This window comes from Lonsdalea britannica (assembly GCF_946477055.1).
Lineage (GTDB): Bacteria > Pseudomonadota > Gammaproteobacteria > Enterobacterales > Enterobacteriaceae > Lonsdalea > Lonsdalea britannica_A.
The window spans coordinates 1-13,890 of the sequence record NZ_CAMKXG010000072.1; the positions used below are offsets into that span (position 1 = coordinate 1).

13 protein-coding genes are annotated in these 13,890 nt (G+C 55.2%); 6 read left to right on the top strand and 7 right to left on the bottom strand.

The window, feature by feature from the left end; translation table 11 throughout:
* Window positions 1–1,133: SbcC/MukB-like Walker B domain-containing protein (locus tag Q7O77_RS07110; RefSeq protein WP_304164934.1), on the top strand; the 1,133-nt coding region annotated here is incomplete at its 5' end.
* 142 nt (window positions 1,134–1,275) lie between these two features.
* Entirely contained in the window at window positions 1,276–2,187 is a 912-nt protein-coding gene (gene rdgC / locus Q7O77_RS07115) for a recombination-associated protein RdgC (protein ID WP_085652740.1), read from the top strand.
* Window positions 2,188–2,240: 53 nt separating this feature from the next.
* On the opposite strand, the gene Q7O77_RS07120 is transcribed toward rdgC, so the two are convergent.
* The 6 genes from Q7O77_RS07120 to Q7O77_RS07145 all read right to left on the bottom strand — a co-directional run bounded on the left by Q7O77_RS07120 (window position 2,241) and on the right by Q7O77_RS07145 (window position 10,135).
* Complete coding sequence (locus Q7O77_RS07120; RefSeq protein ID WP_085652741.1) at window positions 2,241–4,031, bottom strand: methyl-accepting chemotaxis protein; 1,791 nt, start codon at window positions 4,029–4,031, stop codon at window positions 2,241–2,243.
* Between the two features lie 625 nt (window positions 4,032–4,656).
* A complete protein-coding gene (ppnP, locus tag Q7O77_RS07125) occupies window positions 4,657–4,941 on the bottom strand; it encodes a pyrimidine/purine nucleoside phosphorylase (protein WP_085652742.1) in 285 nt (94 codons plus the stop codon).
* An 86-nt stretch (window positions 4,942–5,027) separates the two neighbouring features.
* A complete protein-coding gene (aroL, locus tag Q7O77_RS07130; protein WP_304164938.1) occupies window positions 5,028–5,549 on the bottom strand; it encodes a shikimate kinase AroL in 522 nt (173 codons plus the stop codon).
* A 319-nt stretch (window positions 5,550–5,868) separates the two neighbouring features.
* Window positions 5,869–7,527: a multidrug ABC transporter permease/ATP-binding protein gene (locus Q7O77_RS07135; RefSeq protein WP_304164940.1), complete on the bottom strand. Its 1,659-nt coding sequence runs from the start codon at window positions 7,525–7,527 to the stop codon at window positions 5,869–5,871.
* Window positions 7,528–7,654: 127 nt separating this feature from the next.
* Window positions 7,655–8,764, bottom strand: a complete 1,110-nt coding sequence (locus Q7O77_RS07140) for a 5-methyltetrahydropteroyltriglutamate--homocysteine S-methyltransferase (protein ID WP_304164943.1) — start codon at window positions 8,762–8,764, stop codon at window positions 7,655–7,657.
* A 741-nt stretch (window positions 8,765–9,505) separates the two neighbouring features.
* The gene (locus Q7O77_RS07145; protein ID WP_304164946.1) at window positions 9,506–10,135 is read right to left on the bottom strand and encodes a hypothetical protein; all 630 of its coding nucleotides are present in this window, start codon (window positions 10,133–10,135) and stop codon (window positions 9,506–9,508) included.
* A 433-nt stretch (window positions 10,136–10,568) separates the two neighbouring features.
* Here Q7O77_RS07145 and Q7O77_RS07150 point away from each other — a divergent pair, with 433 nt between their 5' ends.
* From Q7O77_RS07150 to Q7O77_RS07165, 4 genes are read left to right on the top strand one after another with little or no spacing between them, the layout of a single operon-like run.
* Window positions 10,569–11,846 carry a SpoIIE family protein phosphatase gene (locus tag Q7O77_RS07150; RefSeq protein WP_304164947.1) on the top strand — a complete coding sequence of 426 codons (1,278 nt, stop codon included), beginning with the start codon at window positions 10,569–10,571 and terminating at the stop codon, window positions 11,844–11,846.
* A gap of 21 nt (window positions 11,847–11,867) precedes the next feature.
* Entirely contained in the window at window positions 11,868–12,419 is a 552-nt protein-coding gene (locus Q7O77_RS07155) for a SiaB family protein kinase (RefSeq protein ID WP_085652759.1), read from the top strand.
* Window positions 12,419–12,832 carry a DUF1987 domain-containing protein gene (locus tag Q7O77_RS07160; RefSeq protein ID WP_085652760.1) on the top strand — a complete coding sequence of 138 codons (414 nt, stop codon included), beginning with the start codon at window positions 12,419–12,421 and terminating at the stop codon, window positions 12,830–12,832. The genes Q7O77_RS07155 and Q7O77_RS07160 overlap by 1 nt, the downstream gene beginning before the upstream one ends.
* A gap of 4 nt (window positions 12,833–12,836) precedes the next feature.
* Complete coding sequence (locus tag Q7O77_RS07165; RefSeq protein ID WP_304164952.1) at window positions 12,837–13,565, top strand: GGDEF domain-containing protein; 729 nt, start codon at window positions 12,837–12,839, stop codon at window positions 13,563–13,565.
* A gap of 137 nt (window positions 13,566–13,702) precedes the next feature.
* Here the strand turns inward: Q7O77_RS07165 and Q7O77_RS07170 are convergent.
* Window positions 13,703–13,890 (bottom strand): hypothetical protein (locus Q7O77_RS07170; protein WP_304164955.1); only part of this gene is annotated, 188 nt, incomplete at its 5' end.

Genomic DNA, 13,890 nt, shown 5'->3' on the forward strand with positions numbered 1-13,890 from the left:
TAAAAGCAACGCTGCAATCGCTGGAAACGGCGCAGCAGACGCGCTGGAATCTGTTGGGCAATCAGAGCGTCAAAGAAGTCCAGGCGCAACTGCGTCAGCAGGCACAAGATGACGAACGCGACCTCCGACTGGCGCAGGAGAAATGGCAGTCAGGTCAGTCGCAGCTCAGTCGGATGTCCGGCGAGAAACAGTCGCTGGAACAGCAGTTGCAGCGCACTGAAAATACGCTGAAAGAAGCGGCCAGCCGCTTTACCGACGCGTTGCAGGCCAGTCCATTCAATGATGAAGACGACTTCACCCGCGCGCTGTTGAGCGAAGAGGCGCGCGAGCAGCTGACCGCGCTGAAAGAACGATTAAATCAGCGTCAGCAACAGGCTGATGCGCTGCACGCGCAGGCAGAAGAAAAACTGGCCCAGCATCAGGCGGCCAGACCCGAAACACTGCCGGAAGACTTGGTCTATGCTGACGTGCTGCAAATGCTCGTCGAGCTCGGCAACCTGCTGAAAAGCGTTGCTCAGCAACAGGGCGAGATCCGTCAACAGCTGCAAAGCGACCAGCAGTTGCAGGACAAACAACGTACCTTGCTGGAAGAGGTCGCGCGGCGCAGACAGCAGTGCGAAGACTGGGCGCAGCTTAATCAGCTGATCGGATCTCAGAAAGGCGATAAGTTCAGACGTTTCGCACAGGGGCTGACGCTGGATCATCTGGTGTATCTGGCCAACCGCCAGCTGTCGCGCTTGCACGGACGCTACCTGCTGCAGCGTAAAGCGTCCGACACGCTGGAACTGCAGGTGGTCGACACCTGGCAGGCGGACGCCACGCGAGATACCCGCACGCTCTCCGGCGGCGAAAGTTTCCTGGTCAGCCTGTCGCTGGCGCTGGCGCTTTCCGATCTGGTGAGCAACAAGACCCGCATTGATTCGCTGTTCCTCGACGAAGGCTTCGGGTCGCTGGACGGAGACACGCTAGACTCCGCGCTGGACGTACTCGACAACCTCAACGCAACAGGGAAATCCATCGGCGTCATCAGCCATGTCGAAGCAATGAAAGAGCGTATTCAGGTGCAAATTCGCGTGAAAAAACGCAACGGGCTGGGAATCAGCCAGCTGGACAGTCAGTACGCGGTCAAATAACCCCGGCCTGACCCCCTCACCCACCCGGCGGGCGACGACAACCTCGTTTTTATCTTAACGTCGCCCGCCTCAGTCGTTATCATGCGCGCTGACATTAATCCTGCGCGCGTCTTCTTTTTGCGCATCAGCCTGGAATAACAGAATGCTGTGGTTTAAAAATTTAATGATTTATCGCCTCAGCCGCGACGTCCGTTTGTCCGCGGATGAGATGGAAAAGCAGCTAGCCTCATTCTCCTTCACGCCGTGCGGCAGTCAGGATATGACCAAAAGCGGTTGGGTGACGCCGATGGGTTCCCACAGCGATGCCTTGACGCATGAAGTTAACGGCCAAATTCTGATCTGCGCCCGCAAAGAGGAAAAGATCCTGCCGTCGCCGGTCATCAAGCAGGCGCTGGAAGCCAAAATCGATAAGCTGGAAAACGAACAGCATCGCAAACTGAAAAAAACCGAGAAAGACGCCCTCAAGGACGAAGTGCTGCACAGCTTACTGCCGCGCGCATTCAGCCGTTTCAGCCAGGTTTGGCTGTGGATTGATACGGTCAACGGCCTGATTATGGTCGACGCCGCCAGCGCCAAAAAAGCGGAAGATACGTTGGCGTTGCTGCGCAAAACGCTCGGTTCTCTGCCGGTCGTGCCGCTGACGATGGAAAGCCCTATCGAGCTGACGATGACCGAATGGGTCCGCTCCGGCACAACACCGCAGGGCTTTGCGTTGCAGGATGAAGCCGAGCTGAAGGCTATTTTGGAAGACGGCGGCATCATCCGCTGTAAGAAGCAAGACCTGCTCAGCGACGAAATTGCCGCGCATATCGAAGCGCAAAAGCTGGTGACCAAGCTGGCTCTGGATTGGCAGGAACGCGTTCAGTTGATGCTGTGCGACGATGGGTCGCTGAAACGCCTGAAATTCTCCGACGAGCTGCGGGAACAGAATGACGATATCGACCGTGAAGATTTCGCGCAGAAATTCGATGCGGATTTCATTCTGATGACCGCTGAACTGGCGGCGCTCATCGCTAACCTGATCGAAGCGCTGGGCGGAGAAGCTCCGCGTTAATGCCCTCCGCTTCTTCGTCAACACTCCCCCGCCGAAAGGCGGGGGAATGACGATTACAGTTTGAAGTGTCCGACCGCCGAATTCAGCTCCTCGGTTTGCGATTGCAGCGAAGCAAACGCGGCGGCAGATTCCTGAACCAACGCCGCATTCTGCTGCACCATCGAGTCCAGCTGCGCCATCGCCTTGTTGATCTCCTGAATCCCGCGCATCTGCTCTTCCGATGCATGGGTGATCTCTGACATCACCGTGGTCACCGTCGACACGCCGCCAACGATTTCATTCATGGTGCTGCTGGCCTGACGCACCTGTTTCGAACCTGCGCCTACGCTGCGTACCGTGGATTCGATCAGCTCCTTGATCTCTTTTGCCGCCTGGGCGCTACGCTGAGCAAGCGCTCGCACCTCTCCGGCAACAACCGCAAATCCTCGACCCTGCTCACCGGCTCGCGCGGCCTCGACCGCGGCGTTGAGCGCCAGAATGTTGGTCTGGAACGCAATGCCGTCGATCACGCCGATGATGTCGCCGATTTTACCGGAAGCCACCACGATATCGTCCATGGTCACAATCACGTCCGAGACCACTTTGCCGCCGCTGCGGGCGTCTTTCGCCAGTATCAGTGAGCGCTCATTCACATGCTGCGCCGATCCCGCCGACTGAGTGACCGTCGCCGAAATCTGTTCCAGCGCCGACGCCGTTTGCTGCAGGCTCGCCGCAGACGCCTCGGTTCGAGAGGACAAGTCGTTATTGCCCGCAGAGATTTCGTTGGCCGCCATCTGTAGCGAGGCGCTCACGTCGCGAATTTGCAGCATAATCATGCTGAGTTTGTCGACGAACGTGTTGAACGAGCGGGCGATTTGCGCCACTTCGTCATGACCGTCATCCGGCAAGCGGCGGGTCAGGTCATTCGTCCCATTGCTGATGTCGTCCATAGCATCACGCACCTGCAACAGACGTCTCAGAGACGAATTCACCATCAGGCCGACGATCAGCGATCCCAACAGCGCAATGACCACCAGCGTAATCACCGACGTCAGGAGCAGCGAGTGCATCCCCGCCGTGGCCTGCGCCTTATCCAACGCCACCAGCACATACCAGTCCGTCCCCGCGACAGGCTTAGCCAACACCAGCTTGCTGACGCCGGAGAGGGTGACCTCGACAGGGGTTTTGGCGGACAACACGCGATCCAAGGCAATATCCGGCGCGATATCCTTCAGCGGCTTCATCGTCAGCTCGGGGTTGGGGTGAGCGATGATGGTGCCGTCGGCCTGAATGAGCAGACCGTAACTCTCGGTCGTAGGATGAATGGCGTTGACGTTGGCAATGACGTTCTTCATCGCCATATCGCTGCCTACCACGCCTTTGAGGGTGCCGTTATCAACCACCGGTGCCACAAACGAGACCACGATGGTATTCGTGACCATGTCCACGTAGGGGGCGGTCACCAGCGGTTTTCCGGCTTTCACCGCCTGCTGATACCACGGCCGCACCGTCGGGTTATAGTCCGCGGGGATGCCGCCAGTCTCGACGAACTTCGCCGTTCCGTTGGCGTAGCCCATATACACGTTGATGAAGTCGCCGGAACGGGTAATCTGTCGGAATATCGGCACAGGATCGTCGCTACCCCCGGCGACGTCGTACAACGAAGCCATCATCTGTTTTTTCGATTCCACCCAGTCGCCAATAGCCAAACTATGGCTTTCTGTGACGGCGGACAGCATATTATTAATGGATTTGTCGTTATATTTCCCTGCCACCTGATAATTCAGCAAGGTATTAATCATCAGAGAAAATACGATAATTGCGGTACATACAGCCAAAATACGAGCGCGTGTAGTCTTGAGCATAATAGTCAACCATTTGTAATAAGGATTTGAATATCCAATATAATTTCCTCAATCAAATGCAGAGGCTTTCTTTTCTTTATAGACTCGGCCAGCGTTTCGCGTCCCCCTCCTGATTAGCACCTTTCCCTCCCGCGCCGCGGCGGGGCCCTTCAGCAAAATACAACGGGAGGGCATTTATTCACAGCGTTATGTCCTTTTTTTAATATAAGAAAACAGCATCAGAATCCAGGAATTATGCGGCTACGCAATCCATCAATAAAAATAGAACACTGCGTGCCATAGGCAATTTTTATATTTTAAAAAAGCACGTAAAGTTTTTATTTCATCTGCCGATAATGCGCCGCCAGAAAATAATGAATCACAGTTCCATGCGTAATAAGAAAATATTTTCACGGCGACCGTTCATTGATTGCATTATGCGAGAAATAACGCATCAGCGCGTGAATAGGTGGAATGTCATTTTCCTCAACCACAACGAGTAGAGAAAAAGAAACGCACTATGACAGTAAACGCTGACGGCAGGATGGTGGAAGCAACGATAAGGGAATTACCCCACGGACTGATACGTCAACCGTGGGACAGCGAGCACCTTTTCTGACGGTGCCCGCCTTTCAGACGACGTCGATTAGAGATATTTGCACAGATAAGCCGTGGGTTCGGCGACCTGCAAATTAAACTCGCTCTTCCCCGGGACGGAGAACGTTTCTCCTGCGGAGAACAGCTGCCATTCCACCGTCCCCGGCAGAAGCACGTTTAACGCGCCGCTGATGACCGTCATTTCTTCGGCCTGACCCGTGCCGAAGGTGTACTCACCTTCCGCCATGACCCCTAAGCTCGCGCGGCCATCAGCGCTGTTATCAAAGCCGATCGATTTTACTTTTCCTGAGAAGTACTCGTTCACCTGCAGCATACAAACATCCTCTTATCGAACAGTCATCATGTTATGAAAATTCATATGGGAAAAAGACCGCACCGGCTGTCGCACGCGATGCGGATTCAGACCGCCGTCAGTCTGAGCGCCTGCAATACGTCCGCCACAATGGACTGTGGCGTCTGTGTCGCATCAATGACGTGGTGCGCGACAGACTGATAGAACGCCTCGCGTTCAGCCAGTACCGCCATCATTTCCGCCGCAATCGGGCGTCCCGTGAGCGTGGGCCGCTGCTCGGTCTGGGGATCGGCAACCAGTCGTTGGGCCAATAGCCCTGCCGGCGCATGCAGGTAGATGACTCTTCCCTGCTCTTGCATAAAACGTCGATTCTCGTCCAGCAGGACGATGCCGCCGCCGGTGGCAATGACGCTCTCAGGCTGCGTTACCGCCTGAAGCGCCGCGCTCTCGCGACGACGAAAACCGGGCCAGCCTTCCTGTGCAACAACATCAGCGACCGTCAGCTGGCTGGTTTCCTGCATAAAAATATCGGTATCAACGAACTTATAGCCGAGCGCACGCGCCAGCTCTCCGCCCACGGTAGTTTTGCCACACCCTCTGGCGCCAACCATAAAAATCGGTCGTGTCATGTAACGACGAGTCCTTAATTAATCATAGAACCTATCCCACAAGGCGTTATTGCCGCCGCCCGTTTGGACGCCAACAGCGCAGCGAAACCGGCGCGCACACGGGAGTGCGAGAAGGTGTCGAGCACGGTCAGGCCCGAATGACAGCTGACATCGCCCGCAGAGAATAGGCTCTGAGTCGACGGCCATCACACCGGCCGTCTTCTGTCATACCAAGAGTTGAATCATACAAGCAAAGCGAGGGAATAAGAATATCGAACCGCCGCAACGCGGCGATGACACGGGCGTCAACGTAAGAAAGCCGCGAGGCGAAAGCGGCTTGTCAGCGCGCCTCGCCCTCTTCAGGACGGTTAATCCTCGCGACGGCATCGCGGCTGGCGTCGGCGCGGGCTTGGCCGGTCAGTTCAACCAGTTGACCGGCGCGCATCTCCAGTAATCGATCCGCCTGACCAAAATAGTGATCGTCATGGCTGATGGCGATAACCGTTTTGCCTTCGGCCATCAGGTACGGCAACAGCACCTGATAAAACACGCGTCGGAACTGAGGATCCTGGTCGGCGGCCCATTCATCCAGCAGCAGGATTTCTCGCTGCTCCGCCAGCGCCAGCAGCAAAGCGACCCGCTTACGCTGCCCCTGAGACAACGACAGATTTTCGATGTGAGTCCCGTTCAGCTTCAGTTTGTGCTGCATGTTGAGACGCCCCACCCAGCGTTCGATCAGCGTCGCGGGCGGCGCTTCGCCTTGCGGTCCCATCAAGCGGTCAAACAGATGACAATCGGTAAAGACCGCGGAGAACAACGCCTGATAGTTCGGCAGCGACACCGGATTGCCATCCAACAGAATCTGTCCGCTCACCGGCGTGTAAAGCCCGGTCAGCAACATCGCCAGCGTGGACTTTCCGCTGCCGTTGCCACCGATGACAAACACCTGCTCGCCACGTTGAATACGCACGTTGATCGGACCGACATCAAAGCCGGATTGCCCATAGCGGAAGCAGACGTCGCGTAGCTCGACACATTGCCAGTGCGGCGGCGGCGCGAATGCAGGAAACCCTTCCTGATAAGGATTCAGCTTGAGTCGACGCAGTTTATCAAACGCCACCTGTGCGCTGAGCAGCGTCGGCAATGCGCCGACCGCCTGCAACAGCGGCGTACGCAGGAATAACAGCGTCAGCGAATAGGTCGCAGCCACCGTGTTGTCCGCCCAGCCCAGACCATTCGCCATGAAAAACGCCGCGCCAATCGTGCCTAGCATCATAATATTCGACCAGTTGATGGCGCTGAGATGATAGGAGTCAGCACGCACGATATGGTGCTGATATTCGTTGGCATGCTGCTGATAATCCTCTTCGTACAGCCGCTGGGCGCGGTCCCGATTCAGTCCCAGCTCCTTGCATCCCGAAATGACCCGCTCATAGTCTTCATGCAGGCTATCCTCCATTTCCCTCACGCGGTTGAAATGGCGGTAAACGCGCGAAACCAGCCAATATCCGCCCCAGATCGTGATCGTCACCCACAGCGTAGTGAACAGCATCATCCGCGGCGACAGCCACGCCAGATAACCGGCGGCACCGACGGTCAGGACCACGCCTTGCACCAGTTCTGGCAGACGAACGAAAGCGATGGTGATACTGCGGATATCGTTAGAAAGGCTAGCGAGCAGCTGCGCATGGCCGATGTGGGTAATGCGTTCCACGCCCGTATCCAGAATGCGTTTGATGAGCTGTCCGCGCATACGGCTCACAAAGTGGTGCCCTAATAGCGTCAACGCCAGCTGGGCCCCCAACGTGATCATCATCAGCAGCAGAAGTAAGCCCAGAAACTGCGGCAGCACCCAGAGGTCAGAATGTGTGGTGGCAATGAGCCGCTGATTGATAAACGCAATCAGGCCGATCCCCAGCGCCGCGCTGGCCAGACTCAGCAGAATGACGGCGATAAACGGCCAGCGATATTGCCGGTAAACAAGGTGAATCAGCTCCATGAGATCCCGCATGATGAGAAGTTGGATGCAGCCAGTGTAGTTAGCGGCGAAACGATATCAATCAGTTATTAAAGGCGGTCGCGACTAGCACCGCCTTTTTCGTTAACCGGCCACCGGATGCTGGGACTTAATCCGGGATCAGCCAGGCGGCTTTAGCGATGTCAACAACGTGCCTGAGCTTGGCCCACTGCTCCGCTTCGCTTAATACGGTATCCCCATTTCCTGAGGCAAAACCGCAGGTCGGACTCAGCGCCAACCTGCGCAGCGGCATATACAGGGATGCCGTGTTGATGGCCATCGTGACCAGCGACGGGTCTTCCAACACGGCTTGTCGACTGCTCACAATCCCAAGTACGACCCTCTGGTGAGTAACGTGACGAAGCAACTCCAGCTCCGCCGGGCGGCGGTCGTCATATTCCACCATCAGGCTATCCACCTGCGCGTGCGCCATCGCATAAGCAATGGCATTGAAACCATCGCCATAGCGCCACTGACCGGAAAACTCGCCCCGGCACAGATGCAGACTAATAGACATGTCTTCCGGTTTGTCCACTAACGCCTGATTCAGCGTACGAATGCACAGATCCAGCAGATACTGCGGGTCGTTCCCCATCCCCTGTTCATGCGCAATGACGGCGTGGTCGGAGAGATAAGCCCACATCATGTCGTCCAGCTGCAAATAGCGGCAGCCCGCCTCATAAAATGCCCGTATCGCCTGTCGATAGGCGTGGGACAACGCGCTAGCGTAGGCCTCAATCGACGGATAACAGCCGTTATCACGCAGAGAGGGATGCAGCAGCATGGTCGGGCTTGGTAGCGTCTGCTTGGCCAGCAGTTCGGATTCGCCACCAATGGCCTGATGCAGAAAGCGAAAATGCGCCAGGAACGGGTGAGAGGCTTCAAATTCAATCTCTCCCACGATCTCAATGCCGATCTCGCCCTTCTTTCGCCCGGCGGACGGTTCGGGGAGCCGCTTGATTCCCGAGAGATGTTCGAAGAAATCGGTCTGCCAACAAGCGCGCCTCAGTTCACCGTCAGTCAGAACACGCAACCCGCAGGCTTTCTGCTGGTCTATCGCATGCCGTATTTCTTCATCTTCGATGTTGGTCAATGCGTCGCGAGAAAGCCGCCCCTGCTCCCAATCCTGACGCGCTTGTCGTAGCCGAGACGGGCGTACGAAACTGCCGATGTGTTCGGCATGGAAAGGCGGGGACAGCTTGTGAGTGTTACGACTCATGAAAACGGATCCTTTTGATTAACTGTCGTGATTTGCGCTTCTCTGCGCTCTGTTTTTCACTTAACGCCATCACCAGGGTCACATTGTCGGCAGACATCGCCCTTTTCCGGCAAACACTGCGGCTCGACCCTCGGTCGGTGATGACAAAAACATTGCTTAACTTATTGAAGTTACTAGCAAGAGTCACTTTAAGTAATTATTTTTTTTGAAACATTTAGATCCGGTTTTTCACCGAGTCCATCACAGGAAGATTCGGTATCGAAGAGTGAAAATGGGAAAAACGTCGAATACACCGGGGGCGAATAAGGCGGTCAGGCAACTTATTCAGCGCAAGGATACCCGAATAAGCGTGTTGAAGTCGTCGGACTTCCGGGGGTCAGGCGCCGTTTTTGTTCGTTTTTTTTTTGAAAGACGAATGGCGCAGAAAATGTGATGCGGAAGGCTGGCGATAAGGGGCTCGCCCGGACCATAACGTAAAAATAGGCGGACCGAAAAGTGCGGTCCGCCGATAACAACAAGGTGCGTAACATGAAGATTTGTCGGTGGCTAACGACAGATAAAACAAGGCGCATCATCAAAAAGATAAATGCAGATATTCCGGTCGCCGTTCAATACGCCAATGAAGCTGATACGGTGCGAAAGTTTATATATCTATCAGGATAGGATTCCTGACTGACCGGAATGGCCTTTATCCAAAACGTGTGACACTCACGGCAAACCCGGAAAACAACAAAATCGTTGTTATGAGTTTGTGGAGGAAACTTCAGAAGACCCTACCATCCCCCAGGCCATATCTTCCGAAGCGCCCCCCATCATCTGCTGTATCTTTTCGTAAATTTCGGCGGCGGAGAGGCCTTTATATATTCCTTTGCTATAGAAGCTGAACATATCGCTGTCCGCACTGCTGCTGTCTTGCCCCATTTTCACGAGTTCTTCGGTGGTAACCGGTTCGCCGGAAAAAGCGTCGTACGCCTCCCAACTGCCGTCGGGATAACTGATCATGGACACCAACGTGCCGCCATACATCGGGATCCCATTCATCATTTGCAGAGAACGTTCAAGCGACTCGGACTGCACCTCTTCTCTGTCGTCCTTTGCCTGCTGGGCTTCGCGAGACTGTAATTGAGTCTCCAGATCCTCCAGCCGCTCGTCGGTCGATTGAGTTGAATCCGATGCGCTCACGGTCCCCGTGGTGAACGTCTGCGCGGCAACGTCGCTGAAACTCGTCCCCGACTGACTATTGCTCAACGGAAAACCACTTGTGCTATCCGCGGTGGATGAGCCGCTCTTATTCGCCACGCTAATTGATGTCACGAGGGGATAATAAGGCTTTATATTTTGAGTGTGTGTCTCAATACCAGATATAGCCACGATACGTCTCCTTGTTATATTTCAATTAATGCCGTCACACCGTAAAAATTACGAGTTATCGTAATAACTAACACCGAAACATTGAAATAGCGTTCAAATGCCGTCATCCCGACAGCGATTATTGGAAATGCAAACAGGCTCCTGGTGGCGAATATCAAGCAGTAGAGAAAACAGGCTCAGCTGTCGCCTTGTCATGAAAGGCATTTATCAATTAGGGACGGCTGACGTCAAAGTCAAAAAAGAGTCTGTTCACTAAAATATATCGGCTAATGTATTTTTTGGTTAAGACTAAAAAAGAATAAAAATAGGGGATTCATGGCATTCGCCACTATTTCACCCTTGCGCGACACCCCCGTCAAAAACGGATGTCATGATTCCGTCACGCGTCATTGTTATTTTTTACAAACGACTACCAGCATAAAGATAATACGCTATGGGCTCGTTCGCCATTTCGACTCGCCACTTTTTTTCTCTTGATGTCCCCAGCGCACAGCATTTGTGTACTGAGACGCCCGAGGTATCGCCGTCGACAGACAATGCGACGGTGCTACAGCTTTTTAGCGAAAACGAAGCGCTGGTCAGCCTGCCGGTCGTAAAAGACGGCCGCCCCTGCGGGCTGATCAATCGCCACCTTTTCCTATCTCAAATGTCGCGCCAGTACTACCGCGAGCTGTACGATCGTAAAAGCTGTACCACGTTCATGGATGGCGCCCCGTTGATCATCGAAGCCGATACCGCGCTACAACAGGTTGCGGAACAGGCGGTGGATGCGGGAGGAAAATGCCTGACGGACGGTTTCCTCATTGTGGATAACGGCCGCTATCTCGGCATGGGTCTGGGGATTGATTTGATCAAAACCGTCGCCGATATGCATGCGCGACGGCACCGGCAAATCGTGCAGAGTATCGAGTACGCCAGCGTCATTCAGACCGCCATGCTGACCACTTCCCGACAGGCGATGTCCGCCACGCTCGCCGACTGGTGTCTGGTCTGGGAGCCGCGCGATTGTGTCGGCGGCGACTGCTACTATTTCAAAACCAGTCCCGGCGGATGGCTGGCTGTTATCGCCGACTGCACCGGACACGGCGTGCCGGGCGCGTTTATGACGTTGATCTTTTCCGCCGCGCTGGAGCAGGCGCTTTCCCAACACGGTCCGGAGCACCCTGCATTGCTGCTGTGCGCCATTAATCGCTATATCAAAAACACGCTGGGCCAGGCCGCCGCCTTCGGCCAAACCTCCGCCTCCAACGACGGGTGCGACGCTATCGCGCTGTTCGTGGATACTTCCAGCGAACGCCTGTACTGGAGCAGTGCGCGGATGTCCGCCTTTATCATCGGCGAGGCGCAAAACGCCTGTGTCGAACTGGAGTCCGACCGAATGGGCATCGGCTATACCGATACGCCTTATGACTACCAATGGCCGACATTTCAGCGCCATTTGGCCGCAAAGGACGCTTTTTTTACGACCACAGATGGGCTGACGGAACAGGTAGGCGGTGAGCGCAACATCATGTTCGGCAAACGTCGGCTACAGCGCCTGCTAGAAAAAGCGTCGTCGCTATCCATGCCGGCACTGGCTGAACAGCTGGCGCAGCAGCATAAAATCTGGCAAGGCGCACAGCGTCGGCGAGACGATGTCACCTTCTGGGGATTCCGGCATCAGCCTGAACGCACCGTGCCGCCCGTCCTCCGTCACCCAGCGATGAAATAAATGACGAAAGGGGAAGCCGCCATGACCGAGAACACCGCCATCACGCATTCCGTCTTGCCTCAGCAGCCTCTCACGCTCTGCTACATCGGCTATTTTTCCCAAAATATCATCTGCTCTCTGGCCGAAATTATTCGCCTGCAGTTGGAAAAGAGCAGTACGCCAGCTAGCCTCCGCCGCAAGCTGTTTTCCAGCTTTGTGGAAATGTCGCAAAACGTCATTCGCTATTCCGCCTCCGTGTTGCCGCTCAACGATCCCCAACACGAGGCTCGCCACGGCTCCATCCGTATCGACTACCGGGAAGGGAAGTACATCTTGCTATGCAGTAACCAGATCCTCCCGGCCGATATCGACAGACTTCGGGTTCGTCTTGAGCCCCTGAGCGTCATGACGCTCGATGAAATCAAACTGGCCTATAAAACTTCGCTACGTGAAGAAACACCGGCGGAAAGCAAAGGCGCCGATCTCGGGCTGCTCACCGTCGCCCGGGATGCCAGCGAACCTTTGCAATTCGACTTTCAACACGACGAAGCCAGCGGGCTTTCCATCTTTACAATAAAAGCGGTGATGACATGATGACGGACACCACAGCGACTGAAAATCTCCATATTGCCGGGACGGCAAGTACGCCGACCGTGGCATTTTGCTTTGACACACACCAGCTTTCTCTTTCCGGCGAATCCTATCCCGAAAATGCCGCCGCATTTTATGGCCCTCTGATGGATTGCCTGCAGCGTTATCTGAGCGCCCTACCCGCGGCGGGCGAATCGCCACGTGTTGAAATGCACATCGCGCTGACCTATTTCAATAGCTCCAGCACCAAAATGCTGTTCGGTCTGTTGAACTGTCTGGCGCAGGCGGCGGCACGACACGTTCCCGTGGCGCTTCACTGGTATCACCATCCGGATGACGACATTGCGGAAACATTCGGACAGGAGCTCAACATGGACTTTCCGGCGTTAGACTTTCAGCGCCATCACCTGGAGTAACGCCATGAGCCACTATGAACTGTTTACGCCGGAGTACGACATTCTGCTCTCAGCGCGGACGATAGCGGATCAGCAAGCGCTACCGCCGGAGGTCTATCGGGAGAGTCTCCAGATACTGACCGAGCACTACCAGCGACTGGTCAGGGAGACTCACCGACTCATCAGCCGTAGCGACCGCGCCGAACGGGAGCTGACTCAGCTCAACAACCGGCTTCATTCGCTGGCGGTCGAGCTGGAATACAAAGCCACCCACGATCCGTTGACCGATGTCTTCAACCGTAGCGCCATCATCGATTTGATTGAACACGCGCTGGAACAGGCGCCCGCCGGGCTGATTGTGCTGGATATCGACCACTTCAAACGCGTCAACGACACCTACGGCCATCCGGCGGGCGACGCGATCATCTGTGCGTTGATCGCCCGAATACGCCATGTGCTGCGCGGGCAAGGCAGCATCGGCCGCGTGGGTGGTGAAGAGTTCACGATACTGTTGGAGGATTACTCGCTGGCGCAAACGCTGGATATCGCCCGGCAGATCCACCTTAGCCTGAATCAGCGGCCGCTGGAGCCACTCCCTGATGATGCCGTCACCGCCAGCTTCGGCATCAGCTGGGCGCCGCCGCTGACGCATTTCGATACCTTGTATGGCACGGCGGATACCGCTCTGTACCGCGCCAAGCATCAGGGGAGAAATCGCGTGGAGCATCTTCCGCTGGATGTGGCGTCCTCGTGAGCAGCATTGATGCGCTGATGCTGACAACTTCATCGAGTGGAGAGACGGTGAAACCAAAAGGTCGACGGACGTCGGCTTTTGGGCATCCAGGAATAACGCCTCATCACCAACGGCATGGCGTCATGAAATCAACGATTTTATGATGGAATAGCGAAATAAAAGCGCAGCACCATGTCTTTTCCATTTTTGAATAGCGGATAGGAACGAAATGAAGCATCACGTTCATTGAATAAAAAATGGCAGGCTGAAGTCATAATAAATGACGGGAATATGATACGTGGGATAAATAAGAAGAGACGCTTCCTGAAATCAATAGCACTATTTC

What these genes read in the sequence shown, in the direction of transcription:
- ppnP (WP_085652742.1), bottom strand. Translation starts at nt 4,941, where the DNA reads ATGCTGCAGGTGAACGAGTACTTCTCAGGAAAAGTAAAATCGATCGGC.
- Q7O77_RS07140 (WP_304164943.1), bottom strand. Translation starts at nt 8,764, where the DNA reads ATGAGTCGTAACACTCACAAGCTGTCCCCGCCTTTCCATGCCGAACAC.
- Q7O77_RS07160 (WP_085652760.1), top strand. Translation starts at nt 12,419, where the DNA reads ATGACGGACACCACAGCGACTGAAAATCTCCATATTGCCGGGACGGCA.
- Q7O77_RS07120 (WP_085652741.1), bottom strand. Translation starts at nt 4,031, where the DNA reads ATGCTCAAGACTACACGCGCTCGTATTTTGGCTGTATGTACCGCAATT.
- rdgC (WP_085652740.1), top strand. Translation starts at nt 1,276, where the DNA reads ATGCTGTGGTTTAAAAATTTAATGATTTATCGCCTCAGCCGCGACGTC.
- Q7O77_RS07165 (WP_304164952.1), top strand. Translation starts at nt 12,837, where the DNA reads ATGAGCCACTATGAACTGTTTACGCCGGAGTACGACATTCTGCTCTCA.
- Q7O77_RS07155 (WP_085652759.1), top strand. Translation starts at nt 11,868, where the DNA reads ATGACCGAGAACACCGCCATCACGCATTCCGTCTTGCCTCAGCAGCCT.
- aroL (WP_304164938.1), bottom strand. Translation starts at nt 5,549, where the DNA reads ATGACACGACCGATTTTTATGGTTGGCGCCAGAGGGTGTGGCAAAACT.
- Q7O77_RS07150 (WP_304164947.1), top strand. Translation starts at nt 10,569, where the DNA reads ATGGGCTCGTTCGCCATTTCGACTCGCCACTTTTTTTCTCTTGATGTC.
- Q7O77_RS07135 (WP_304164940.1), bottom strand. Translation starts at nt 7,527, where the DNA reads ATGGAGCTGATTCACCTTGTTTACCGGCAATATCGCTGGCCGTTTATC.